Origin of the sequence: Mesorhizobium sp. B2-1-3 (assembly GCF_006442495.1) — a bacterium.
Lineage (GTDB): Bacteria > Pseudomonadota > Alphaproteobacteria > Rhizobiales > Rhizobiaceae > Mesorhizobium.
In genome coordinates, this window is record NZ_VFWL01000001.1 from 770,517 (window position 1) to 791,985 (window position 21,469).

Consider the following 21,469-nt stretch of genomic DNA (forward strand, 5'->3'; position numbering starts at 1 on the left):
CTCCCGTCATTGTCCCGGCTTAGTGCTTGCGCGACAATTGCCTGGTGGCGCCTTCCAACCCGGCCAGCGTCAGCGGAAACATGCGGCCGCCGAACATGTCGCGGATCATAGCGATCGAATGGGTGAAACCCCAGTTCTTCTGGCTCTCGGGGTTTAGCCATACCGCGTTCGGCCACTGCCGCAGCAGACGGCCGAGCCAGACGGCGCCCGCCTCCGGATTCCAGTGCTCGACCGAGCCGCCGGGATGCGCGATTTCGTAAGGGCTCATCGAGGCATCGCCGACCACGATCACCTTGTAGTCAGGTCCATATTTGTGGAGGAGATCGAAGGTCGGGATCGTATCGGCATGGCGGCGGCGATTGTCCTTCCACACGCCCTCGTAGAGGCAGTTGTGGAAATAAAAATATTCGAGCTGGCGGAATTCGGCGCGGGCGGCCGAGAACAATTCCTCGACGCTTCTGATGTGGTCGTCCATCGAGCCGCCGACATCGAAGAACATCAAAAGCTTCACCGCGTTGCGCCGCTCTGGCCGCGTCTTGACGTCGAGATAACCGTGCTCGGCGGTGGCGTGGATGGTGCCGGGCAGGTCGAACTCCTCCTCGGCGCCTTCACGCACCCAGCGGCGCAGCCGCTTCAGCGCGATCTTGATGTTGCGGGTGCCGAGCTCGACGGCGTCGTCGAAATTCCTGAACTCGCGCCTGTCCCAGACCTTCACGGCCCGGCAGTTGCGGCTCTCATGCTGGCCGATGCGCACGCCTTCGGGATTGTAGCCATAGGCGCCGAAAGGCGAGGTGCCGCCAGTGCCGATCCATTTCGAGCCGCCTTGGTGGCGGCCTTTCTGCTCCTCGAGCCGCTGCTTCAGCGTCTCCATCAGCTTCTCGAAACCGCCGAGCGCCGCGACCAGCTTTTTCTCTTCCTCGGTCAGGTGCGTTTCGGCCAGCCGGCGCAGCCATTCCTCGGGGATATCAGCGACGTTGACGGCATTCGGACCGCTGAGCGCCTCCACACCCTTGAAGACATGCGCGAACACCTGGTCGAAGCGGTCGATATGGCACTCGTCCTTCACCAGCGCGGCGCGAGCGAGGTAGTAAAAACCTTCGACGTCATAGTCGACCAGCCCGGCTTCCAACCCCTCCAGCAGCAACAGGTATTCCCGCAAAGAGACGGGAACGCGTGCAGCCTTCAGTTCGAGGAAGAAGGGGATGAACATTTTCTGTCTATAAGAGGTCGTACTCGATGAAGCCGGTGCGGCGCGCGACATGGTCATAGAGCTTGCGCGCCGTGGCGTTGGTTTCGTGCGTCATCCAGTAGACATTCCTGACGCCGATCTTGCCGGCTTCCTGCTTCACGGCTTCGATCAGCGCAGCGCCAATCCCCTTGCCGCGCACTTCGGGGTCGGCGAACAGATCTTGCAAGTAGCAGTTGTTTTTCTCAGACCAGCAAGAGCGATGGTACAGGTAATGGGTGAGGCCGACAGCCTTGCCGTCGAGGACGGCGATAAAGCCCTTAGGTTCGAACTCGCCTTGCGTGAACAGGCGCTTCCAGGTGACCTCGTAGACCTCTTGGGGCAGCTTCGTCTCGTAGAAAGCAAGGTAAGCGGTCCAAAGCCTGCGCCAGTCGGCGTGGTCGGATTCTGCGAGCGGGCGGATAGTGATCTCGGCCATTTCGTTCCCTCTGAGGTCTGGAACCCAATCCATACCAACAGAATCGGGATCAGGAACACCCTTCCCTATCCCGCCGGCGAACTATACTCGCGAAAAGCGGTCGCGAGCATGTGCAGCGCCTCTCGTGCCCTTGGCGCCAAGCTGTGCGAATGCAAAACGATCTCGGAAGGGGGAATTGGCGGCAGGCCGAGTTTGCGGCCCACCTCGACCAGGCCGGGCGGCGCGACACGGTAGGCGAGCGCAGCGACGGCGAAGCCGGCCGACACCGCGATATTGACGGCTGCGCCGCCGCCGCCCACGAAAGCCTCGTTCCAGGCAATGCCTGCCTTATCCAGTGCCTCGACAGCTCTCACGCGGTCAGGGCAATTGCATACGGTGCTTAGCAGCGCCAGGCGCAATGGCGTTCCCGGCCGCCATTCGAAGGCCGGGGCGGCGAACCAGCCATATTGAGTGCGCGACAAGGCTTCGCCGCGGCGGCTGTCGTCTTCCTGATGGACAATCACCGCATCGAGCTCACCGCGATCGAAAGCCTCCTCCAGCATGGAGCTCGTATCGATCCTGATGTTGAGCGCGAGCGACGGATCATGGGCATGCAACTGGGCTATCAATATGGACAGCTCAGGCCCGGCGACGTGATCGACAAAGCCGAGAGCAAGCCGACACGGCGCGTCGGAAAATTCCGTAACGGCTCGTTCGTGGGCGGCAAGGAATTCACGCGCCGCCGGGAGAAAAGCCGCTCCCCTTGCCGAGAGGGCCACGCGGCGCGGCGTTCGTTCGATCAGACGCGCGCCGAGCTTCTCTTCCAGCCGACGCAGCTTAACGCTGATCGTCGCCTGGGTGCTGCCCAGCGCGGCAGCCGCACGCGTGAAGCTCTGCAGGTCGGCCACCATGACGAAGGTCCGCACGGCATCGACGTCAAGACTGGGCATCTCTAATCATTCCGTTTTGTCATTTCTGAAATAGAAACGCATAGTCTTTTTTCATGATGGGGGGTCATTTAAGTCATGTCGACCGCTGTGTGAAGAGCGACGCTCGCAGCCACTTCCGAATGCTCCGACTGAAAGTGACCGACATGACGTTTCCAATCGACCGAAACACCGTTGCTCTTGCGGGGGTCTGCCTCGCCTCGCTGCTGTTCGGCCTCGAAATCTCCAGCGTCCCGGTGATCCTGCCGAAACTGGAAACCGTGCTTGGCGCTGATTTCAAGGATCTGCAATGGATCATGAATGCCTACACCATTGCCTGCACCACGGTGTTGATGGCGACGGGGACATTGGCCGACCGTCTCGGCCGCAAACGCGTGATGGTGGGCACCACCGTCGCCTTTGGCCTCGCCTCCCTGCTATGCGGTCTCGCAACGAGCGCTTCGCTCCTTATCATCGCGCGTTTTCTGCAAGGCCTGGCGGGCGGAGCGATGTTTACCTGCAGCGTGGCGGTGTTGTCTCACCAGTTTCAAGACGGCAGTGAACGCGGCAAGGCCTTCGTCGCCTGGAGCGTCGTCTCGGGCATCGGGCTTGGCTTCGGCCCCGCCATTGGCGGATTGATTGTGACGCTGTCGAGTTGGCAATGGGTGTTCCTCATCCATGTGCCGCTTGCCGTTCTTGCCCTGGCCTTCATCGGCGCCGGTGTCACCGAATCGCGCGATCGCAACGCGCAGAAGCTTGACCGGGCCGGCATACTGACACTGTCGTTCGCGGTGTTCGGCTTCTCCTATCTGATCACGCAAGGGGCCGATCTGGGCGCTGGCGTGCGCACCGGCGTGGCAAGCGCGGCCGTGCTGGCCTTCGTCGCGTTCCTCGTAGCCGAGAAGATCAATCCCTATCCGATGTTCGATTTCTCCGTTTTCCGCATCCGCCAATTCTCGGGAGCGATCATGGGCGGCATCGGCATGAATTTCAGCTACTGGCCGTTCATCATCTATCTGCCGATCTATTTTTCGGGGGTCCTCGGTTACGACAGCACCACGACCGGGCTGTTGCTGCTCGTCTACACACTACCCTTCATGCTGATGCCGTCGATCGCCGAGCGCCTGCGGGCACGCTATCAGGCGCGGGTGGCGATCCCGCTCGGCTTGTTGACATTGGGGGTCGGTTTCATCGCCATGTGGATAGGGTCCGGGCTCGAGGGCAACTGGCTGACCATGCTGCCCGGCACGCTGATCGCCGGCATCGGCATCGGCCTGACCAATTCGCCGACCACCAACACCACGACCGGCTCGGTGCCACCCGATCGTGCCGGCATGGCGTCCGGCATCGATATCAGTGCGCGGCTGATCACGCTTGCCATCAACATCGCGGTGCTGGGACTGCTGCTGACGCAGGGGATCGTTTCTTATCTGCGCAACGCATTCGGCACGGCTGTCGACCCGAACGAACTGCGCGCCCTGGCGGAGAAGATCGCAGCCGGCAATCTCGACGGCCTGGCGCAATACTCGCCCAAGCTTGCGACCCTCGACCCGACGGGCGCCATCGTTCATGCCGCCCTGGTCAACGGTTTTGGCTGGGTCATGCTCTATAGCGGGATCGGCGTTCTGGCTCTTGCCGTCATCAGCTTTGCTATCTTCGGTCCAAAACATGTCGCGCCGCAGCAGCGAAGCGGGCGTCCTGCGCAGGGTGCTGGCGAGGTGCGCTCCTAGCAATGCCTTGCGGCTCGGCCTCAGGACGCCGAGCCGCTCGTCACCCTTGCCGTCTCGCCATGAAGGCCAGCCGTTCGAACAGATGCACGTCCTGCTCGTTCTTCAGCAGTGCGCCATGCAGCTTGGGCAGCGCGTTCTTCGGGTCGGCGCGCAGATCCTCGGGCGCGATGTCGTCGGCGACCAGCAGCCTTATCCAGTCGAGCGCCTCGGAGGTCGACGGCTTCTTCTTCAGCCCCGGCACGTCGCGGATTTCGTAGAACTGAGTGAGCGCCGCTCGCACCAGATTCTGCTTGATGCCGGGATAGTGCACATCGACTATCCTGTGCAGCGTCTCGACGTCGGGAAAGCGGATGTAGTGGAAGAAGCAGCGGCGTAGGAAGGCGTCCGGCAGCTCCTTCTCGTTGTTGGAGGTGATGATGACGATCGGCCTCACCGCGGCGCGGATCGTCTCGCCGGTCTCGTAGACGAAGAACTCCATCCGGTCGAGTTCCTGCAAGAGGTCGTTGGGAAATTCGATATCGGCCTTGTCGATCTCGTCGATTAGGAGGACGACTTTCTTGCCGGCGGCGAAGGCTTCCCACAATTTGCCGCGCTTGATGTAGTTCTTGATATCGTTGAACCTGGTATCGCCAAGTTGGCTGTCGCGCAGCCGCGACACGGCATCGTACTCGTAGAGGCCTTGCTGCGCCCGCGTCGTCGATTTGACGTGCCATTCGATGAGTTCCAGCCCGAGTGCCGCCGCCACTTGCCTGGCAAGCTCCGTCTTGCCGGTGCCGGGCTCACCTTTGACCAGCAAGGGCCGTTCCAGCGCGATCGCCGCGTTGACCGCCACCATCAGATCCTTGTCGGCGACGTAGGCCGCAGTGCCTTCGAAACGCATTTTTGCTCCTTGGTTCAGTACGGACGACCGTAAGGAGACGGCTTGGCCCATGCAAGGGTGGGTTGGCGGCGGCGAAATGTGAAGCCGGCAGGGAAAGAGCGCCAACTCTCTGGCGCCAAGTCTCTGGCGCTTGGGAGGGCATCGGCCTATATTGGGGCTGACGGTCTGCGCTTCCCGGCAGGAGACACTTTTCCCCGGGGCCTTAACGATCCTTAGGGAGCTGTCCCTGGGAAGACCCGTGGGTTTTCTCACACGGCGCCCACCTACTTTGTAGGCACCCGGGATCGACTTCTCCACCGGTCGTGTGGATCGTCACTTATTCGCCACATCCACGTATTTCGTGGATCATGCGATGGAAAACGTCGCTCCCAAAACGTCCATTCAGGTCTGGCTTTTTCTAGCGTCTGCGCATGGCATCCTCAAAAGACCTGAAAAAACAGCTGCGCAAGGAAGCGCTTGGCCGCCGCGACGCGCTCGATGAATTCTGGCGGGTGGAAGTCGCGCTCGATATGGCCGAAACCGCGCGCGACCAGCTTGCCATCGAGCCAGGTCAAATCGTGTCCGGCTTCTGGCCAATGCGCTCGGAAGTCGATGTCCGGCCGCTGATGTTCGCCTTGCGCGAAAAGGGCGCACGGCTCTGCCTTCCGGCGATCCTCGACAAGACGACCATCGTCTTTCGCGAATTGGTACGCGGCGCGCCGATGATCGATATGGGATTTGGCACCGTCGGGCCGCATGAGGAGGCCGAAGTTCTTGACCCCTCCGTCATGCTGGTGCCGCTCGCCGGCTTCGACGCGCGCGGCCACCGCATCGGTTACGGCGCGGGCTATTATGACCGTGCGATCGCCAAGCTTGTCGACAAGGGGCATGCGCCCCGGCTGATCGGCATTGCTTTCGACTGCCAGGAAGTGACGATGGTTCCCAATGAGGACCACGACGTCATCATCCCGGAAATACTGACCGAGAGCGGGTTGCGCCGGTTCGCGCCAGAATTGTAGATAGTTCTTTGGGACGCATGATCTTTGCCGAAAGTCATGCCACTTTTCCGGATCAGGCGTAGATGAGACTTCTCTTCCTCGGCGACATGGTGGGCAAGACAGGCCGCACGGCGGTGTGGGAGCAATTGCCGGGCCTGATCTCGGATTTCAAGCTCGATTTCGTCATCGTCAACGGCGAAAACGCGGCCGGCGGCTTCGGCATCACCGAGGAGATTTTTCGCGAGACCATCGCGGCCGGCGCCGATGTCGTCACCACCGGCAACCATGTCTGGGACCAGCGCGATGCGCTCGCCTTCGCGCCGCGCGAAGAGCGCTTCCTGCGCCCGTCCAATTTTCCCAAGGGCACGCCTGGGCGCGGCTCGGGCGTCTACATCGCCAGGAGCGGCGCGCGCGTGCTGGTCGCCAACATCATGGGCCGGGTGTTCATGCATCCCGAGCTCGACGATCCCTTCCAGGCTGGCGAGCGCGAGCTTGCCGCCTGTCCGCTCGGCGAGCAGGCGGATGCCGTGGTCATCGACTTCCACGCCGAGGCGACCTCCGAAAAAATGTGCTTCGCGCATTTCGTCGACGGTCGCGCCAGCCTCGTGGTCGGCACTCACACCCACCAGCCGACCGCCGATCACCATATCCTCAATGGCGGCACCGGCTACATTTCCGACGCGGGCATGTGCGGCGATTATGATTCGTCGCTCGGCATGGACAAGGAGGAGCCGCTCAACCGGTTCCTGTCGAAAGTGCCGAAGGGGCGTTTCGAGGCGGCGACCGGACCCGCGACCTTGTGCGGCGTCGGCGTTGATATTTCCGACCGCACGGGGCTGACCGAGAAGATCGCGCCGTTTCGCCGCGGGCCGCGGCTCGAGGAAACGGCGCCGTCCTTCTGGACGTGACATTGATATAGGGGCTCTCAATACCTAACTGCCGGCGACACTGCTCTAGATCGTAGAGGGGACGACCTCCATGCAGCTTATCGAGTTCCTGGCGCCGCACTTCGCCTTCGTGTCCGATCCCACCGCCTGGGTCGCGCTGTTGACCCTGGTGGTGCTCGAGATCGTGCTCGGCATCGACAACCTGATCTTTATCTCGATCCTGACCAACAAGCTGCCGGAAGCACAGCGAGCCCGCGCCCGCCGGCTCGGCATCTCGGCGGCGCTCGTCATGCGGCTGGTGCTGCTCGCCACCATCTCGATCATCGTCCAACTGACGGCGCCGGTCTTCACCGCCCTTGGCCACGGCTTTTCCTGGCGCGACCTGATCCTGATCGCCGGTGGCCTGTTCCTGGTGTGGAAGGCGACCAAGGAGATCCATCACACGGTCGACCCCGACGACCACCAGGACACGATGCTGGGCGAGACCGTGCAGATGAGCCTTGCCGGCGCCATCTTCCAGATACTGCTTCTCGACCTTGTCTTCTCCATCGATTCCATCATTACCGCCGTCGGCATGACCGACGAGATCGCCATCATGTACATCGCCGTCATCGTGGCGGTTACGGTGATGATGCTGGCGGCTACGCCGTTGGCGAACTTCATAGCCAGGAACCCGAGCATCGTCATGCTGGCGCTGGGCTTCCTGTTGATGATCGGCATGACGCTGATCGCCGACGGCATGGGCTACCATGTGCCCAAGGGTTATATCTACGCGGCGATGGGTTTTTCGGCGCTCGTCGAAGGCCTCAACATGCTGGCGCGGAACCGCACGAAGGCGAAGTCCGGCGGCGGGCATTGAGCCTGACGACATGGCCAATGCCGAGTTCAGGCTGACTCTTACGAAATTGTACGTACAATATCGTAATCGATGGTGCTGCTTTGCGGTTCGAATGGGATGCTGAAAGAGCCAGGCGCAAACTTGCCAAGCTCGGCATCGGATTCGATCTCGCGCAGAAGGTGTTCGATGATCCGCTTTATCTCATCGTGCCCGACCGGTTTGAAGATGGTGAGCAGCGTTGGCACGCTATCGGGACGATCGATGCCGTAGTGGTCATGCTGGTTGTCCACACATATCCTGATCGCGAAGATGAAGGACGAGTTAGGATTGTTGGTGCCCGGAAAGCGACAGCGCATGAAAGGAGGCGCTATGAGCAAGAAGGACCTTAGTCAGGATCAGCGCAACCAGCTCGCCAAGCTGGCTGGTTTGCCTGACAGCGAAATTAATACTTCCGACATCCCAGAAGTTCCGGCGGAGAATTGGATTCATGCTCGTCGTGGACATCTTTACAGACCACTCAAGCAGCCAGTGACAATCAGACTCGATACTGACGTGCTATCGTGGTTCAAGGAGCATGTCGGGGGTGGTGGTTACCAGACCGAAATCAATCGTGTGCTCCGCCATCACGTGATCGAGCAGGAAAAGCGTAAAACCTGAGCCGGTTCAACTCCCCGGTGCGCCCTTCGGGTGACGGTCGCCGATCAGGCCTAGTGTCAGGCCTTGTTCGAGCCAGGCCTTGGCGCCGGCCAGAACGAGCGTGAAGCCGCCGGTTGAATCGACCGCCTGTTTCGCCTGTTCGTCGCCATTGCCGGCAAAGCCGAAATTGTGGACCTCCAGGAAGGTCGCGTCACCTGGCATTTCGGTGAAGGTCCAGATCACCGTGGTCGGCGGATCGCTCCATTGCATGACGATCTTTTCGTTGACGACGATCTCGCTGGCGACCACCGTCGTCGAGACGCCATACATGCGCCACTCCCATTGAACCGGCTTGCCGCCGTCCAGCCTGCCGCTGGAATGGGTGAACCAGAATTTCGTGGTGATCTCCGGGTCGACGATGGCCTCGAAAACGTCGGAGACCGGCCGCCGGATCAGCATGGCGGCTTCGGCCGTCGGTGTCTCGCGGATTTCCATAGCGTTCTCCCCTGCCGAACACGCCTTCACCAGGCGTCGGGCTCCCGCACCATGTGAACGATGTTGGCGGGGCTGGTGATCCAGAAACCGCGGAAGCCTTCTCCCCGCGGCTCGATGACGTCGCATCGCTCGACGCCGGCCTTGGCGAGATGATCGGCGGCGCCCGGGAAATCCCCGGTGAACAGTCCCAGCCAGGATCTCGGCCTGGCCCGGTCCTGCTACGGCAGATTGATCTGCCAGGAAACGCCGAACCTGTCGTTCAGCCAGGCGAAACGGCGGCTGAAGCCGTAATTGCCGGTCGGCATCAGAAACGTGCCGTTTTTGGACAGGGCCTCGACGATGCGTTCCAGCTCTTCTTCGGTGGAACAGTCGACGAAGAGCGAGACCGACGGCGTGAAGGTGAAGGCGTGGTGCACAGGGCTGTTGAAGATCATGACCTCCGTGCCGCCGATGGATGCGCGGGCCAGCTTGACTGCCCCTTCGAGTCCGTCCTCGCCTGCACCGTAGCGCGTGAGGTCGAGGACACGGCTCTCCGGGATGGTTTCGCAATAGAAGGCCATGGCCTCCTCGGCCTTGCCTTCGAACATCAGGAACGGAGTTACTTTCACGGCAGGCCTCCCTTCGCTCAAATGTTGGTCTCGTTGGCAGGCTCGCCCTTCATCTCGCTGCGGTAGTAGCCTTCGCGCAAATTGATGCCGTGTTCGACATAGGCCTTCATGCAGGCCAGCATCTGCGACCAGCCCTCGCAATTGAGATAGGACTTCTTCAGGCCGACCGCGTCCTCGTGCCAGCCGGCCTCGGCGATGGTGACGAAGGTGCCGCCGTCGTCGAGCGGCTCGAAATTCATCTCGATGCGGGTCTTGTAGGCCGGCTTTCCCTCTTCGTCGGTGGCATCCCAGCGCAGCACGATGCGGCTGTCCCTGACGATTTCGTCGACTTCGACCGGCACCTTGCCCCACCACACGACATTGGCGCCCGGCACCAAGGGCGCGCTGGCACCGCCGATGGTGGTGAAATAGGAGCTGAGCTTCTTCGGATTGACGACCGCGTCGAAGACGTCGGCGACCGGTTTGCCGATGCGTCCTGAAACCCTGAAACCAAGAGACATATCCACAGTTCCTTCCTTGATTGATAGGAGCTTATGTTATAAAAAAATAACGTGTCAAGCCGATCGCAAGACGACAATGTTTTCAAGGCGCTGGCGCATCCGCGCCGGCGCGAGATGCTGGATCTGCTGAAGGACGCGCCAAAGACGACCGGCATGCTGTGCGAGGCGTTTTCCGACATCGACCGCTGCACCGTCATGCTGCATCTCAAAGTGCTGGAAGAGGCCGATCTCATCGTGGCGCGGCGCGAGGGGCGCGAGCGCTGGAACAATCTCAATGCGCTGCCGATCAAGCAGATACACGACCGCTGGATCAGCCAGTACGCCGGCCATGCGCTTAGTATCATCGACCGGCTGAAGTCGGATCTGGAGGGGTGAACAGCCGTCACGGCTTTTGCCGTGCGTGGCAAAGCGCGGCGCGGCTGGACGAATTGAGCCGATTTATCTATAAGCCGGCCATTCCGACAAAGAGCGCCATACGTCCATTCGGACGCAGCAGGGACGTTCTGACATTTTGAATTCGAGCATTGCGGAAGGCGGGTCATGCATCTCGCCGCGCGATGCTCTAGCCGAACACGACAGGGGTGCCATGGCTGGCCATTCACAGTTCAAGAACATCATGCACCGCAAGGGCCGTCAGGACGCGGTGCGGTCGAAAATGTTTTCCAAGCTGGCGCGCGAAATCACCGTCGCGGCCAAGAGCGGGACCCCCGATCCGTCGATGAATCCGCGCCTGCGCCTTGCCGTGCAGAACGCCAAGGCGGTGTCGATGCCGAAGGACAACATCCAGCGCGCCATCAACAAGGCGTCGATGGGCGACGCCGAAAATTACGAAGCCGTGCGTTACGAGGGCTACGGTCCCGGCGGCGTCGCCGTAATCGTCGAGGCGCTGACCGACAATCGCAACCGCTCGGCTTCGAATGTGCGCGCCGCCTTCACCAAGGCCGGTGGGGCGATGGGCGAAACCGGCTCGGTGTCGTTCATGTGGGATCGGGTCGGCGAGATCTATTATCCAGCATCGGCCGGCAGCGCCGACAAGGTCATGGACGCGGCAATCGAAGCCGGCGCCGATGACGTGGAGTCGGATGAGGAAGGTCACACCATCTATTGCGCCTTCGAAAACCTCGGCGAGGTGTCGAAGGCACTCGAAGCCTCTCTCGGCGAGGCGGAATCGGTGAAGCCGATCTGGAAACCGCAGAACAATATTCCGGTCGATGAAGAACGCGCCCAGTCGCTGATGAAGCTGGTCGCCACGCTCGAGGACGACGATGACGTTCAAAGCGTCTACGCCAATTTCGAGGTCGACGAGGAGACCATGGCCAAGCTCAGCGCTGCGTGAGCAAAGCCTGACATGATCGAAAAACCGCTGCCCACCATCCGCATCACCTATTGCACGCAGTGCCAGTGGCTGCTGCGTGCCGGCTGGATGGCGCAGGAACTGCTATCGACATTCGGCACCGATCTGGGCGAGGTGACGCTGGTGCCCGGCACCGGCGGCGTCTTCACCATATCGTGCAACGAGGTGCTGGTCTGGGACCGCAAGCGCGACGGCGGCTTTCCGGATGCGGCAAAACTCAAGCAACTGGTGCGCGACGTCATCGACCCGGACCGCGATCTCGGTCATTCCGACCGCAAGGCGAAGAGCTGAGACTTCCGCAGAAGCCGGACGTCATTTTCCTCGCCTCTGCCCGAAAATCGCGCCGATCCCCGCGCCGATTGCTATGCCCATGCCGATGCCGACGGCAGGGTCATCCATCGCTGCGCCACAGACAGCGCCGAGGCCGATCCCCGCGGCAATGCCCAAGGCCATGGTGGAATACGGGTCGTTCACGGCGCTTCTCCCGATAAACACGCCTCGGTCGCCGCGATGCCGAACGCGGCGGACCGAGACACGTCAACGCGCGGCGAACCAGAAGGATGCCAGCGCGGCGATGGCGGTGATGGCGCGCACGTGGTTCCACATCACCCAGTCCCTGAGATAGGTGGTCCATACAGCAGCGCCGTTGCTGCTCGCCGGATCGACGGCGGCCAGCGCGTCGTTGAGCGGCACGTTGAAAACCATCGTCACGATCGGGTTGCCGACGAGATAGATGACTGCGCCGGCCAGCAGCCAGAAGGAGCCTGGCTGCTGCCAGCCGATGATGGCGCCGGCGATCAAGACAAGGCAGATCAGGCCGGTGCCGAACAAGGCGGTCATGAACATCGGCGTGATGACGGTGATGTTGATCGAGTTCATGGCGGCGATGCCGCCCGACGGAGGCAGGCGAGCCATTGCCGGCATGACGAAGTTGGAAAAAGCGAAGAACACGCCGCCAACAACGCCCGAGCCGATAGCGGCGATGAAGATGAGGCTGGGAAGTAGTTTCGCGATCATGTCAGTTGCTCCAGATGCCGGTTGCGGCGGTTTCAGCCGCAATGGGCAGAAAAGTTTTGCGGGATGGCCGGCCACCTGTTCGACGCCTTCAAATCAATTATCCCGTCTGCTTCTTTCAAAACATGAGAAATCCTCATATTTGCAAAACGTGATAAACCCTCGTATTTTGCGAGTCAAGTCATTTCTGGGTGGCATTGCCGCCCGGCGTCTGTTGAAGAGCCATGGAAAAAACCGCCACGTCCCCACCGGAACAGGTCGCCACGCCACGCCGCGCGCCGAGCCAGCAGCGCAGCCGTGAACGGGTCGAGCGCATGCTCGCCGCCGCCTCGGCGCTGATTGCGGAGCAAGGCAGCGATGCCATGCGCATGGGCGAGGTGGCGGAGCGGGCTGGGGTGTCGATCGGCTCGCTCTACCAGTTCTTCCCCGACAAGCGGGCGATCGTCTGGGCGCTGGCCGAGCGCTACACCGCCGAAAGCCAGGCCTGCATTTCAGCCGCGCTCAAGGACGTCGGCGACGCCGAGGGCCTTCGGCGGGCGTTCTCGGAGCTGGTGGACATTTATTACCACCTGTTCCTGGCGGAGCCGGTGATGCGCGATATCTGGTCGGGCACGCAGGCCGACAAAGCGCTGCGCGAACTGGAGCTCGCCGACAGCCGTGCGAACGCCGAATTTCTCACTGCGACGCTCAAACGCCTGCGGCCCGATGCCGATGCCGTCGCGCTGGAGACGACGGCGTTTCTCGTCTGGCAGATGGGCGAGGCCGCCATGCGGCTGGCGATCTCGGTCGAGCGGAAGGAGGGCGACAGGCTGGTCGCCGCCTACAAGCGCATGGCGCTCAGGGAATTGCTTGCGGAATAGGATGCTCTCACCCTCCCCTCGTGGGGAGGGTCGCTGCGAAGCAGCGGGGTGGGGGCAGCGCCGACCCACCCGACCTTCGGTCCGACCTCCCACACGGGACCGACAAGGCGGAGGTGGGGGCAAGCGCCAGCGTGAAGGGACGTGCATTGGCCAACAAAAAACCCGCCACGGGAGCGGGTTCTCTGGTCTGCGAAAAGCTGATGAGGCCTAGAGGCCGAAACCTTCGAAGCGCTTCTTGAACTTCGACAGGCGGCCGCCGCGGTCGAGCAGGGTCTGCTGGCCGCCGGTCCAGGCCGGGTGCGTGGTCGGGTCGATGTCGAGGTTCATCGTATCGCCTTCCTTGCCCCAGGTCGAACGGGTCATGTACTCGGTGCCGTCGGTCATGACGACCTTGATGGTGTGGTAGTCGGGATGGATATCGGTCTTCATGGCTCGGTTCCTGGTTTGCCGGGCGCGGCTGACGGGCTGAAAGCCTGCGTCGATGCGCCCCTTTTTAAAACTCGAAGCCGCAGCTATTGAGGAGCCACGGCTTCTAAAACGGTCGGCGAGCCTATACATCAGCCGGAATTGAATCACAAGGCCGCGGCAAGCGCATATTGAGGCGCATAGCTGAAGGCGGCCAAGAGGAAAGACCAGGATGGCGCAAACCAGCAGCGCAGACGAGCGCCGGCGCTCGCTCAAGCCGCTCAGGCGCCTGTTTCCCTACATCGGCCGCTACCGCACATTGGTGGCGGGCGCCGTCATCTCGCTGATCGTCGCGGCGGTGACGACGCTGGCGCTGCCGCTGGCGGTACGGCGCATGATCGATCATGGGTTCACGCCGTCCGGTTCCTCCTTCATCGCCGAATATTTCGCCGCGCTGGTGGCGATGGCCGCGCTGCTGGCGGCGGCATCGGCGGGCCGCTACTATTTCGTCATCACGCTCGGCGAGCGCGTCGTCGCCGATATCAGGCGCGATGTCTTTGCCCATGTGACGAAACTGTCGCCGGCCTTCTTCGACACTGCCCAGTCGGGCGAGATCGTGTCGCGGCTCGCCGCCGACACCACGCAGGTCAAATCGGCGGTCGGGGCGACCGCTTCGGTGGCGCTGCGCAATGTCATCCTTGGCCTCGGCGCGGTCGCGATGATGGTTTTCACCAGCCCGAAACTGTCCGGGCTGGTCATCGCAGCCATTCCAATCATCGTGCTGCCGCTGGTCGCCTTCGGCCGCTCGGTGCGGCGCAAGTCAAGGCAGGCGCAGGACACGCTGGCCGATGCCACCGCCTATGCCAGCGAGCAGATCGGCGCGGTGCGCACATTGCAGGCCTTCACCAATGAGACGCTGGTCACCGGGCGTTTTTCGGGTGCCGTCGAGGCTGCCTTCGAGGCCGCGCGCGCCTCGATCTTCGCGCGCTCGTTCCTCACCTTCTTCGCCATCTTCACGATTTTCTCCTCGGTCGTGGCGGTGCTGTGGTTCGGCTCGCGCGACGTGCTCGACGGCAATCTGTCGCCGGGCACGCTAGGCCAGTTCCTGCTCTATTCGGTATTCGCCGCCGGTGCGCTCGGCGCGCTATCGGAGGTCTGGGGCGAATTGGCCCAGGCAGCAGGTGCCGCCGAACGGCTGACCGAAATCCTCGCCGAGGAGCCGGCGATCGTGGCGCCTGCCAATCCCAGGCCGCTGCCGGTGGCGAGCAAGGGAGCGATCAGCTTCGAGGCCGTGTCCTTTTCCTACCCGGCCCGGCCCGACCGCGCCGCCGTCCACGGCCTGAGCTTCTCGGTCAAGCCTGGCGAGACGGTGGCGATCGTCGGTCCCTCGGGAGCGGGCAAGAGCACGGTGTTCTCGCTGATCCTGCGCTTCTACGATCCGGAGACCGGCAGGATCCTGATCGACGGCGTCGACATCCGCGAAGCCGACCCCCTTTCGATACGGCAGCGCATCGCCATCGTGCCGCAGGACGTCACCATCTTCGCGGCCAGCGCGCGCGACAATATCGGCTTCGGCCGGCCGGGCGCCAGCGAGTCAGAGATCGAAGCGGCGGCAAAGGACGCGCTGGCCGACGAATTCATCCTCAAGCTCGAGAAGGGCTATGACAGCCAGGTCGGCGAGCGCGGCGTGACGCTGTCGGGCGGGCAACGCCAGCGGGTGGCGATCGCCCGCGCCATCCTGCGCGACGCGCCGATTCTGTTGCTCGACGAGGCGACCTCGGCACTCGACGCCGAAAGCGAGACGCTGGTGCAAATGGCGCTGGAGCGGCTGATGCGGGGCCGCACCACGATCGTCATCGCGCACCGCCTGGCGACGGTGCTGAAGGCCGACCGCATCCTGGTGATGGATGGCGGCCGCATCGTCGAGGAAGGCACGCATCAGAGCCTGGTGACCAAGGGCGGCATCTATGCCCGGCTGGCCAAGCTGCAGTTCGAGACCGGCGCCAGCGCCTTCAGGGGCGCGGCTGAGTAGCGGCGACGCTGGGCGTGCTCACGCGGCTCCATACCGTTTGCGCAGGTGGTCGGTGAAATAGACGGCATTGAGCTTTTCACCGGTGGCGCGTTCGAGCAGGTCGGGCGTCGACCAGCGCGATCCGTGCGACCATATGTTCTTGCGGCGCCAATCGTTGATGGCACCGAAATTCCCCATGGCAAGATCGTCATCGGCCGACGGATGCTCCCGCGTCAGCGCCGCCCATTGCTGCGCCGCCATTATCGCGCCCAGCGTGTAGGAGGGAAAGTAGCCAAAGGCGGCAGCAGGCCAATGCACGTCCTGCATCGGCCCGTCCGCGGGGTTGTCGATGGTTGAGAGGCCGAGATAGTCGCGCATCCTGGCGTCCCAGGCCTCGGGCAGTTCGGCCACCTCGAGCCTGCCGGAGACGAGCTCCTGCTCCAGTTCATAGCGCAGGATGACATGCAGCGGATACGTCACCTCGTCGGCATCGACACGGATCAGGCCGCGCTCGACATGGTGGACATGCGGCAGGATATCATCAAGCGACCAGGCTTCGCCGAGATGCTTTTCCACGACCGGCAATGCCCAACGCCAGAAGGCGGGATTGCGCCCGATCTGCTTTTCAACGAACAGGCTCTGGCTTTCATGCACGGCCATGCCGCGCGCCTTGCCGAGCGGCCAGTGCGACCAGGCCTTCGGCAGGTTCTGCTCGTAGAGTGCATGACCGGTCTCGTGCAGCACGCCCATCAGCGCCGACAGGAAATCGGACGTCTTGTAGCGGGTGGTGATGCGCACGTCGCTCGGCACACCGCCACAGAACGGATGGTGCGACACCGACAGCGAGCCGTGCGTCAGGTCGAAGCCGACCGCCGCCATCATGGCGAGGCCGAGTTCGCGCTGCCTGTCGACCGCATAGGTTCCCGAAAGCGGCTTGAGAGGGCGCTTGCGCAGCCGCGCTTCCTGCACCGCCAATGCTTCCGGCACGAAACCCCTGAGAAATGTCTTCAGCTGGGTGAAGACAGGCGTGATATCCGCGGCGCGGTTGCCGGGGTCGTATTGCTCCATCAGCGCGTCGTAGGGGGCGAGGCCGAGGATGTCGGCGCGCAGGGCCGCCTCTTCGCGCACCAGCGCCACCACGCCTTCAAGCGCCGGCAGGAAGCCCGCCCAGTCGTTCTTGGCCCGCAGGTCGCGCCACAGCTGCTCGCAGCGCATGCGGGCGGTCGTCTGGCGTTCGACGAATTCGACCGGCAGGCAGGTCAGGTTGGTGTATTGCCGCCGCAGTTCGGCCAGCGCCGCCCGCTGTTCATCGTCAAGCGCCTCGCCTTCGGCGGCGGCGATCCAGTCCGCTATTTCCGGCGCGGTCGCCCTGGTGTGGTACATGCCGGCAAGTGCCGCCATGGCCTCGGCGCGCTTCTCGCCGCCACCGACGGCCATGTGGGTCGCTTCATCGGCGCCGAGGATGGCCAGCGCGTGCTCCAGGGCTTCGAGCTTGTGGCCGAGGTCATCGAGTTTTTGAAAGGACATGGCGGCTTCCGTGATTGAGGAAGGGGCGAAAAGATACCAACGCCGGAGCGTTTGCAACCCTCACGCGCCATCCGGCAGATGCACCTTGCGCTGGCGAGCCGACGCGTGAAATGCTGCCCGACGATACATCACGAGGGAATACGATGATCGGCAACATCCTGGTCGGGCTGGTGGCCTTGATCCATGTCTATATCGTCTATCTGGAGATGGTGCTCTGGGACACGCCGCGCGGGCACAAGGCATTCCGGCTGACGCCGGAATTCGCCAGCGCCTCGAAGGTGCTTGCCGCCAATCAGGGTCTCTATAACGGCTTTCTCGCCGCCGGCCTGATCTGGGCCCTCTACCTCGGCACGGCCGGTTTCCAGGTCAAGGTTTTCTTCCTGCTCTGCGTGGCCGTTGCCGGGCTCTACGGGGCGGCAACGGTCGGTCGCAAGATCCTGTTCGTGCAGGCCGCGCCGGCAGCGGCTGCCTTGGTAGCGGTCTGGCTCGGCTGGTGAGGAAAAGAGGCGCCTGCGGGATTGGGTCCCGTAGACGCCAGGTGGTCCCTTCCTTTTGAACTGCCGACAGAATGGCCTCAGCCGTTCGGATAGTTCCCGCCGTCGGCACCGTCGCCCATCAGGAAGCCGCTACCGATGTCGACCCTCAGCCGCTGGTCGACATTGTCGAGACGGCGCAGCAGGTCATGATATTGTGCGGCCGGTATCCTGCCGTGATCCGACGAGGCTATCTTCTCGGCCGCCTGACCTATGCGGGCGGTGCGCATCTCCAGGCGCTCCGCCGCGGCCGGGGTGATGTTGTTGGCCTGTCTGGCGGTGATTATGCCCTGATGGACGCCTTGAACCTGTTCAATGAGAGCCTCGACACGCGGGCCGGTCATGTCGGTCGGGTCGGTCGCGTCGAGCGCGCCCCTGTGGTGACCCGCGGCGTAGGCGCCGGCAAGCGGGGCGGCGACGAGAATCACGGCAAGGGTTGCAGTCTTGAGAGATGCTGAAGAGCGCATGACGGCGCCTCCTTTTGCTGCGGAAAAGAACGGCTCTGCCGTTCCGCTTCCGGACGATGCGGGCCGTCCAGTTCCGTCGCGTCGCGATGGGAGGCATCGCCGGCGGTTCTCGGCCCTGCGCGGCACGCTAGGAGCGCTTTGCGGCGAAGTGTAATTAAAAAAAGATAATCTTTTCAGGCCTTGCCGGTGCACAACTGCGCCCTAGAGTTGAGCCGGTGAACAAATTCGCGTGAGATCGCGTGATGATGGATCACCGTTCGGTGAGCTTCAGTTCGATCCGGCGGTTCTTGTTGCGCGCCTCTTCGGTGTCGGCGGGGTCGAGCGGCTGGAACTCGCCGAAGCCGGCGGCGACCAGCCGGTTGGCCGGCACGCCGTTCTCGATCAGGAACTTCACCACGGAAGTGGAGCGCGCCGTCGACAGCTCCCAATTGTCGCGATACCGACCGGTGCCGGACAACGGCTTGTTGTCGGTATGGCCATCGACGCGCAGCACCCAGTTGATCTCCGGCGGGATCTCCTTCTGCAACTCGATGATGGCGTCGGCAAGTTTCTTCATCTCGACCTTGCCGGCATCGTTGATCACCTCCGAGCCGGTCGGAAACAACACTTCCGACTGGAAGACGAAGCGGTCGCCGACGATGCGGATGTTCTCGCGGTCGGCGAGGATCTCGCGCAGGCGGCCGAAGAAGTCGGAGCGGTAGCGGTTGAGTTCCTGCACGCGCTGCGCCAGCGCCACGTTGAGGCGACGGCCAAGGTCGGCGATCTTGGTGTTGGAATCCCGGTCGCGGGCCTCGGAGACGTTGAGCGCGTCCTCGAGCGCGCCGATCTGCTTGCGCAACGCCGCGATCTGCTGATTGAGGATCTCGACCTGGCTCAGCGCCTGCTGGCTGATCTGGCGCTGGCTGTCGAGCTCGCCCGTCAGCGCCGCCGCGCGCTGGTTGGCCGCGTCGCCGGCGCCCGCACCTTGCGCCAGCAGCTGCTGGAGCCGGCTCTTCTCCGCTTCGGCCGCCGACAGCGATGCCTGCAGATTGGCGAGCGAATCCTCCTTGTCCTGTGTCGTGGAACGCTCCAGCGCCAGAAGCTGCGTCAGTTCGTTGATCTGCGAATTGAGGCGCGACAGAACGGCGTCCTTGCCAGAGATTTCACGGCCGAGCAGGAACTGCGCCAGCACGAAGACGGTGAGCAGGAACATGATGGCCAGAAGCAGCGTCGACAACGCGTCGACGAAGCCCGGCCAATAGTCGATGCGGCGGTCGGCGCGCCGGCTCCTGGCGAGCGCCATGCTAGTGCACCCCGGTCTTCTTCAGGGCGTCGGCGATCTTTTCCAGCGTGTTGCGCATCGCCTTTTGTTCATCCGACTGTGCTTCGACCCAGTCGCGCATGATCTGCTGCTCGGAGCGCATGTTCTTGACCAGGCCGGAAATGCCGTCGGCGAGATTGGCCATGGCGGTGGCGACGCGCGGATTGGAGCCGCCGCCATTCTCCTGCATGCTGCGCAGCCGCTCCGACAGCAGGCGGATTTCATCGGAAGGCTCGGTCCGGACCGCGTCGGAGACGACGATGTCGGACGACAGGTCGGTGACCGAGGACAGCCAGTTCTCCAGCTCGGTGTAGAAGCGCGTCTGCGCGCGGCCGGCCTGCAGGTCGAGGAAACCGAGAACGAGCGAGCCGGACAGGCCGAACAGCGAGGACGAGAAGGCCGTGCCCATGCCGGCGAGCGGCGCCGACAGCCCTTGCTTCAGCGAATCCAGCACAGCGGCGGCATCGCCCGTGCCGGGATCGAGCGACTCGATGGTCTCGCGGATGGAGCCGATCGTGTTCAGCAGGCCCCAGAAGGTGCCGAGCAGGCCAAGGAACACCAGGAGGCCGACGAGGTAGCGCGAGGTGTCGCGGCTTTCATCGAGCCGCGTGGCGATGGAGTCGAGCATGGTGCGCATCGAGCTGGTCGAAAACGCCATGCTCGACGAGCGGCCGATCATCGCCTTCATCGGCGCCAGCAGCACCGGTTCGGTGATCTCGGAACCGGCGCGGAAGGAGTTGACCCAGCGCACTTCGCGAAACAGCCGCCCGACCTGGACGAAGGCCAAAAGGATGCCGACGGCAAGCACGCCGATGATCAGGCCGTTGAGCCCCGGATTGGTGACGAAGGCGGTCGAGATCTGCCGTGTCAGGATCGCTGCGATGAAGGCGACGATGGCCAGGAAGATGACCATGGTCAGCAGGAAGACCTGCGGGCTCGACAATTTGTGTGGGTCGTAGATCAGCACGTCGGAGCGCCTGCCTATGCCGAAGGATCTTAGAAAAGCCATCCGTGCCCCGTTTCCGATGCCGCTGCCGCCGATCACGTCGTCGGCGACTCTAAACGGAATTGTGACCAAATTGAATGGTGCTTGGCAATATTGCCGCGAGCAGTATCAGAGCCGGTTGATGACCAGGCAATCGACCATCGCCGCCAGATGCAGGCCTGCGCCGGTGACCACGAAACCATGCCACAGCGCGTTGTGGAAGCGCAGCCCCTTCCAGGCGAAGAAGATCACGCCGCAGGAATAGACGACACCGCCGGCGACGATGAGCACGATCGCCGTCGTCGGCAAGGTAGCGACGAGCGGCTCGACCAGGACGATGCCGCTCCAGCCGATGGCGAGATAGAAGACGATCGCCAGCCGGTCGAAGCGGCCGGGGAAAAACACCTTTATGGCGATGCCGATAATGGCCGCGGTCCAGACCAGGACGATCATCCAGCCGGCCAGCGCCGAGCCGTCGAGCTGCGCGAGAAAGGGCGTGTAGGTGGCGGCGATGAGCAGATAGATCGCAGCGTGGTCGAAACGCCGCAAAATCCATTTCACCGGCGAAGTCACCGGCCATAGATTGTAGGTCAGCGACACCGAGAGCACGGTGAGCAGCGACACGACATAGAAGGCGGCGGCGATGTATTCGCCCGGTCCGACCCGGAAGGCGGCCAGCGCCAGCAGCGCCGAACCGGCCGCGATCGCCAGCACGATGCCGACGGCATGGACGATGCCGTCGGCGATCATCTCGGCACGCGAATAGTGCCATCGTCCGACAAAGGGGATCTCGATCTGCGGCGGCGTCTTGATCATCATCGTCCTGCGTCAACCCTATCTGGGCAAGCGCCGGACAGTATTTCAAGCTTTGTTTGCGGTTTTGCGACTGCGGC

General features: G+C 62.9%; 27 protein-coding genes and 1 other RNA gene. 13 read left to right on the forward strand and 15 right to left on the reverse strand.

Going from position 1 to position 21,469, the window contains the following annotated elements; translation table 11 throughout:
* Positions 1 to 19: 19 nt before the first annotated feature.
* From FJ973_RS04000 to FJ973_RS04010, 3 genes are all read right to left on the reverse strand, one after another.
* Positions 20 to 1,210, reverse strand: a complete 1,191-nt coding sequence (locus FJ973_RS04000; protein WP_140554903.1) for a VWA domain-containing protein — start codon at positions 1,208 to 1,210, stop codon at positions 20 to 22.
* A 7-nt stretch (positions 1,211 to 1,217) separates the two neighbouring features.
* A complete protein-coding gene (locus FJ973_RS04005; RefSeq protein WP_140525030.1) occupies positions 1,218 to 1,664 on the reverse strand; it encodes a GNAT family N-acetyltransferase in 447 nt (148 codons plus the stop codon).
* A 65-nt stretch (positions 1,665 to 1,729) separates the two neighbouring features.
* On the reverse strand, positions 1,730 to 2,593 hold the full coding sequence (locus FJ973_RS04010; RefSeq protein ID WP_140554904.1) for a LysR family transcriptional regulator: 864 nt from the start codon (positions 2,591 to 2,593) through the stop codon (positions 1,730 to 1,732).
* Positions 2,594 to 2,736: 143 nt separating this feature from the next.
* Here FJ973_RS04010 and FJ973_RS04015 point away from each other — a divergent pair, with 143 nt between their 5' ends.
* Positions 2,737 to 4,299, forward strand: a complete 1,563-nt coding sequence (locus tag FJ973_RS04015; RefSeq protein WP_246675819.1) for an MFS transporter — start codon at positions 2,737 to 2,739, stop codon at positions 4,297 to 4,299.
* A gap of 40 nt (positions 4,300 to 4,339) precedes the next feature.
* Here FJ973_RS04015 and FJ973_RS04020 read toward each other — a convergent pair whose 3' ends face one another.
* The gene (locus FJ973_RS04020; RefSeq protein ID WP_140493116.1) at positions 4,340 to 5,179 is read right to left on the reverse strand and encodes a MoxR family ATPase; all 840 of its coding nucleotides are present in this window, start codon (positions 5,177 to 5,179) and stop codon (positions 4,340 to 4,342) included.
* Between the two features lie 159 nt (positions 5,180 to 5,338).
* Here FJ973_RS04020 and ssrS point away from each other — a divergent pair.
* From ssrS to FJ973_RS04050, 6 genes are all read left to right on the forward strand, one after another.
* A non-coding RNA gene (ssrS, locus tag FJ973_RS04025) (6S RNA) lies at positions 5,339 to 5,494 on the forward strand.
* Between the two features lie 95 nt (positions 5,495 to 5,589).
* Positions 5,590 to 6,177 carry a 5-formyltetrahydrofolate cyclo-ligase gene (locus FJ973_RS04030; RefSeq protein ID WP_140554906.1) on the forward strand — a complete coding sequence of 196 codons (588 nt, stop codon included), beginning with the start codon at positions 5,590 to 5,592 and terminating at the stop codon, positions 6,175 to 6,177.
* A 62-nt stretch (positions 6,178 to 6,239) separates the two neighbouring features.
* Positions 6,240 to 7,064, forward strand: coding sequence for a YmdB family metallophosphoesterase (locus tag FJ973_RS04035; protein ID WP_140493122.1), 825 nt, complete (start codon positions 6,240 to 6,242; stop codon positions 7,062 to 7,064).
* A 70-nt stretch (positions 7,065 to 7,134) separates the two neighbouring features.
* The gene (locus FJ973_RS04040; RefSeq protein WP_140554907.1) at positions 7,135 to 7,902 is read left to right on the forward strand and encodes a TerC family protein; all 768 of its coding nucleotides are present in this window, start codon (positions 7,135 to 7,137) and stop codon (positions 7,900 to 7,902) included.
* 80 nt (positions 7,903 to 7,982) lie between these two features.
* Positions 7,983 to 8,270, forward strand: coding sequence for a BrnT family toxin (locus FJ973_RS04045; RefSeq protein ID WP_140525035.1), 288 nt, complete (start codon positions 7,983 to 7,985; stop codon positions 8,268 to 8,270).
* A complete protein-coding gene (locus tag FJ973_RS04050; protein ID WP_140525036.1) occupies positions 8,251 to 8,538 on the forward strand; it encodes a BrnA antitoxin family protein in 288 nt (95 codons plus the stop codon). Before FJ973_RS04045 ends, FJ973_RS04050 begins: the two co-directional genes overlap by 20 nt.
* 6 nt (positions 8,539 to 8,544) lie before the next feature.
* On the opposite strand, the gene FJ973_RS04055 is transcribed toward FJ973_RS04050, so the two are convergent.
* The 3 genes from FJ973_RS04055 to FJ973_RS04065 all read right to left on the reverse strand — a co-directional run bounded on the left by FJ973_RS04055 (position 8,545) and on the right by FJ973_RS04065 (position 10,120).
* Complete coding sequence (locus FJ973_RS04055; RefSeq protein ID WP_140554908.1) at positions 8,545 to 9,012, reverse strand: SRPBCC family protein; 468 nt, start codon at positions 9,010 to 9,012, stop codon at positions 8,545 to 8,547.
* Between the two features lie 218 nt (positions 9,013 to 9,230).
* On the reverse strand, positions 9,231 to 9,620 hold the full coding sequence (locus tag FJ973_RS04060) for a VOC family protein (protein WP_224618075.1): 390 nt from the start codon (positions 9,618 to 9,620) through the stop codon (positions 9,231 to 9,233).
* Positions 9,621 to 9,637: 17 nt separating this feature from the next.
* On the reverse strand, positions 9,638 to 10,120 hold the full coding sequence (locus FJ973_RS04065; RefSeq protein ID WP_140493137.1) for an SRPBCC domain-containing protein: 483 nt from the start codon (positions 10,118 to 10,120) through the stop codon (positions 9,638 to 9,640).
* A gap of 51 nt (positions 10,121 to 10,171) precedes the next feature.
* On the opposite strand from FJ973_RS04065, the gene FJ973_RS04070 reads away from it, so the two are divergent.
* The 3 genes from FJ973_RS04070 (at position 10,172) to FJ973_RS04080 (ending at position 11,765) form a co-directional block, all read left to right on the forward strand.
* A complete protein-coding gene (locus tag FJ973_RS04070; RefSeq protein WP_140525038.1) occupies positions 10,172 to 10,495 on the forward strand; it encodes a helix-turn-helix domain-containing protein in 324 nt (107 codons plus the stop codon).
* Between the two features lie 211 nt (positions 10,496 to 10,706).
* Entirely contained in the window at positions 10,707 to 11,456 is a 750-nt protein-coding gene (locus FJ973_RS04075) for a YebC/PmpR family DNA-binding transcriptional regulator (RefSeq protein ID WP_140525039.1), read from the forward strand.
* Between the two features lie 12 nt (positions 11,457 to 11,468).
* Positions 11,469 to 11,765 carry a SelT/SelW/SelH family protein gene (locus FJ973_RS04080; RefSeq protein WP_140493146.1) on the forward strand — a complete coding sequence of 99 codons (297 nt, stop codon included), beginning with the start codon at positions 11,469 to 11,471 and terminating at the stop codon, positions 11,763 to 11,765.
* Positions 11,766 to 11,786: 21 nt separating this feature from the next.
* Here FJ973_RS04080 and FJ973_RS30750 read toward each other — a convergent pair whose 3' ends face one another.
* Together FJ973_RS30750 and FJ973_RS04085 are read right to left on the reverse strand one after the other, a co-directional pair.
* Positions 11,787 to 11,948: a hypothetical protein gene (locus FJ973_RS30750; protein WP_181165385.1), complete on the reverse strand. Its 162-nt coding sequence runs from the start codon at positions 11,946 to 11,948 to the stop codon at positions 11,787 to 11,789.
* A gap of 63 nt (positions 11,949 to 12,011) precedes the next feature.
* Positions 12,012 to 12,491 carry a DUF1772 domain-containing protein gene (locus FJ973_RS04085; RefSeq protein ID WP_181170859.1) on the reverse strand — a complete coding sequence of 160 codons (480 nt, stop codon included), beginning with the start codon at positions 12,489 to 12,491 and terminating at the stop codon, positions 12,012 to 12,014.
* Between the two features lie 221 nt (positions 12,492 to 12,712).
* Between FJ973_RS04085 and FJ973_RS04090 the strand changes: the two genes are divergently transcribed.
* On the forward strand, positions 12,713 to 13,348 hold the full coding sequence (locus FJ973_RS04090) for a TetR/AcrR family transcriptional regulator (RefSeq protein WP_140554909.1): 636 nt from the start codon (positions 12,713 to 12,715) through the stop codon (positions 13,346 to 13,348).
* Positions 13,349 to 13,555: 207 nt separating this feature from the next.
* Here FJ973_RS04090 and rpmE read toward each other — a convergent pair whose 3' ends face one another.
* Positions 13,556 to 13,777 (reverse strand): 50S ribosomal protein L31, encoded by a 222-nt coding sequence (rpmE, locus tag FJ973_RS04095; protein ID WP_006327661.1) that lies wholly within the window; start codon positions 13,775 to 13,777, stop codon positions 13,556 to 13,558.
* Positions 13,778 to 13,985: 208 nt separating this feature from the next.
* On the opposite strand from rpmE, the gene FJ973_RS04100 reads away from it, so the two are divergent.
* Positions 13,986 to 15,785: an ABC transporter transmembrane domain-containing protein gene (locus tag FJ973_RS04100; protein ID WP_140493152.1), complete on the forward strand. Its 1,800-nt coding sequence runs from the start codon at positions 13,986 to 13,988 to the stop codon at positions 15,783 to 15,785.
* Positions 15,786 to 15,803: 18 nt separating this feature from the next.
* On the opposite strand, the gene FJ973_RS04105 is transcribed toward FJ973_RS04100, so the two are convergent.
* Positions 15,804 to 17,291, reverse strand: coding sequence for a carboxypeptidase M32 (locus FJ973_RS04105; protein WP_140554910.1), 1,488 nt, complete (start codon positions 17,289 to 17,291; stop codon positions 15,804 to 15,806).
* A gap of 143 nt (positions 17,292 to 17,434) precedes the next feature.
* Here FJ973_RS04105 and FJ973_RS04110 point away from each other — a divergent pair, with 143 nt between their 5' ends.
* Positions 17,435 to 17,788: a DUF1304 domain-containing protein gene (locus FJ973_RS04110; protein WP_140493158.1), complete on the forward strand. Its 354-nt coding sequence runs from the start codon at positions 17,435 to 17,437 to the stop codon at positions 17,786 to 17,788.
* Between the two features lie 77 nt (positions 17,789 to 17,865).
* Here FJ973_RS04110 and FJ973_RS04115 read toward each other — a convergent pair whose 3' ends face one another.
* The 4 genes from FJ973_RS04115 to FJ973_RS04130 all read right to left on the reverse strand — a co-directional run bounded on the left by FJ973_RS04115 (position 17,866) and on the right by FJ973_RS04130 (position 21,392).
* On the reverse strand, positions 17,866 to 18,291 hold the full coding sequence (locus FJ973_RS04115) for a hypothetical protein (RefSeq protein WP_140554911.1): 426 nt from the start codon (positions 18,289 to 18,291) through the stop codon (positions 17,866 to 17,868).
* A gap of 250 nt (positions 18,292 to 18,541) precedes the next feature.
* Entirely contained in the window at positions 18,542 to 19,573 is a 1,032-nt protein-coding gene (locus FJ973_RS04120; protein WP_140493164.1) for a peptidoglycan -binding protein, read from the reverse strand.
* A gap of 1 nt (position 19,574) precedes the next feature.
* On the reverse strand, positions 19,575 to 20,600 hold the full coding sequence (locus FJ973_RS04125) for a MotA/TolQ/ExbB proton channel family protein (RefSeq protein WP_140554912.1): 1,026 nt from the start codon (positions 20,598 to 20,600) through the stop codon (positions 19,575 to 19,577).
* 105 nt (positions 20,601 to 20,705) lie between these two features.
* Positions 20,706 to 21,392, reverse strand: coding sequence for a hemolysin III family protein (locus FJ973_RS04130; protein ID WP_140493526.1), 687 nt, complete (start codon positions 21,390 to 21,392; stop codon positions 20,706 to 20,708).
* Between the last annotated feature and the right edge of the window lie 77 nt (positions 21,393 to 21,469).

Bases quoted from the DNA above. Each gene is read 5' to 3' on its own strand.
- FJ973_RS04000 (WP_140554903.1), bottom strand. From the start codon at position 1,210: ATGTTCATCCCCTTCTTCCTCGAACTGAAGGCTGCACGCGTTCCCGTC.
- FJ973_RS04005 (WP_140525030.1), bottom strand. From the start codon at position 1,664: ATGGCCGAGATCACTATCCGCCCGCTCGCAGAATCCGACCACGCCGAC.
- FJ973_RS04010 (WP_140554904.1), bottom strand. From the start codon at position 2,593: ATGCCCAGTCTTGACGTCGATGCCGTGCGGACCTTCGTCATGGTGGCC.
- FJ973_RS04015 (WP_246675819.1), top strand. From the start codon at position 2,737: ATGACGTTTCCAATCGACCGAAACACCGTTGCTCTTGCGGGGGTCTGC.
- FJ973_RS04020 (WP_140493116.1), bottom strand. From the start codon at position 5,179: ATGCGTTTCGAAGGCACTGCGGCCTACGTCGCCGACAAGGATCTGATG.
- FJ973_RS04030 (WP_140554906.1), top strand. From the start codon at position 5,590: ATGGCATCCTCAAAAGACCTGAAAAAACAGCTGCGCAAGGAAGCGCTT.
- FJ973_RS04035 (WP_140493122.1), top strand. From the start codon at position 6,240: ATGAGACTTCTCTTCCTCGGCGACATGGTGGGCAAGACAGGCCGCACG.
- FJ973_RS04040 (WP_140554907.1), top strand. From the start codon at position 7,135: ATGCAGCTTATCGAGTTCCTGGCGCCGCACTTCGCCTTCGTGTCCGAT.
- FJ973_RS04050 (WP_140525036.1), top strand. From the start codon at position 8,251: ATGAGCAAGAAGGACCTTAGTCAGGATCAGCGCAACCAGCTCGCCAAG.
- FJ973_RS04055 (WP_140554908.1), bottom strand. From the start codon at position 9,012: ATGGAAATCCGCGAGACACCGACGGCCGAAGCCGCCATGCTGATCCGG.
- FJ973_RS04065 (WP_140493137.1), bottom strand. From the start codon at position 10,120: ATGTCTCTTGGTTTCAGGGTTTCAGGACGCATCGGCAAACCGGTCGCC.
- FJ973_RS04075 (WP_140525039.1), top strand. From the start codon at position 10,707: ATGGCTGGCCATTCACAGTTCAAGAACATCATGCACCGCAAGGGCCGT.
- FJ973_RS04080 (WP_140493146.1), top strand. From the start codon at position 11,469: ATGATCGAAAAACCGCTGCCCACCATCCGCATCACCTATTGCACGCAG.
- FJ973_RS04085 (WP_181170859.1), bottom strand. From the start codon at position 12,491: ATGATCGCGAAACTACTTCCCAGCCTCATCTTCATCGCCGCTATCGGC.
- FJ973_RS04090 (WP_140554909.1), top strand. From the start codon at position 12,713: ATGGAAAAAACCGCCACGTCCCCACCGGAACAGGTCGCCACGCCACGC.
- rpmE (WP_006327661.1), bottom strand. From the start codon at position 13,777: ATGAAGACCGATATCCATCCCGACTACCACACCATCAAGGTCGTCATG.
- FJ973_RS04100 (WP_140493152.1), top strand. From the start codon at position 13,986: ATGGCGCAAACCAGCAGCGCAGACGAGCGCCGGCGCTCGCTCAAGCCG.
- FJ973_RS04105 (WP_140554910.1), bottom strand. From the start codon at position 17,291: ATGTCCTTTCAAAAACTCGATGACCTCGGCCACAAGCTCGAAGCCCTG.
- FJ973_RS04110 (WP_140493158.1), top strand. From the start codon at position 17,435: ATGATCGGCAACATCCTGGTCGGGCTGGTGGCCTTGATCCATGTCTAT.
- FJ973_RS04115 (WP_140554911.1), bottom strand. From the start codon at position 18,291: ATGCGCTCTTCAGCATCTCTCAAGACTGCAACCCTTGCCGTGATTCTC.
- FJ973_RS04120 (WP_140493164.1), bottom strand. From the start codon at position 19,573: ATGGCGCTCGCCAGGAGCCGGCGCGCCGACCGCCGCATCGACTATTGG.
- FJ973_RS04125 (WP_140554912.1), bottom strand. From the start codon at position 20,600: ATGGCTTTTCTAAGATCCTTCGGCATAGGCAGGCGCTCCGACGTGCTG.
- FJ973_RS04130 (WP_140493526.1), bottom strand. From the start codon at position 21,392: ATGATCAAGACGCCGCCGCAGATCGAGATCCCCTTTGTCGGACGATGG.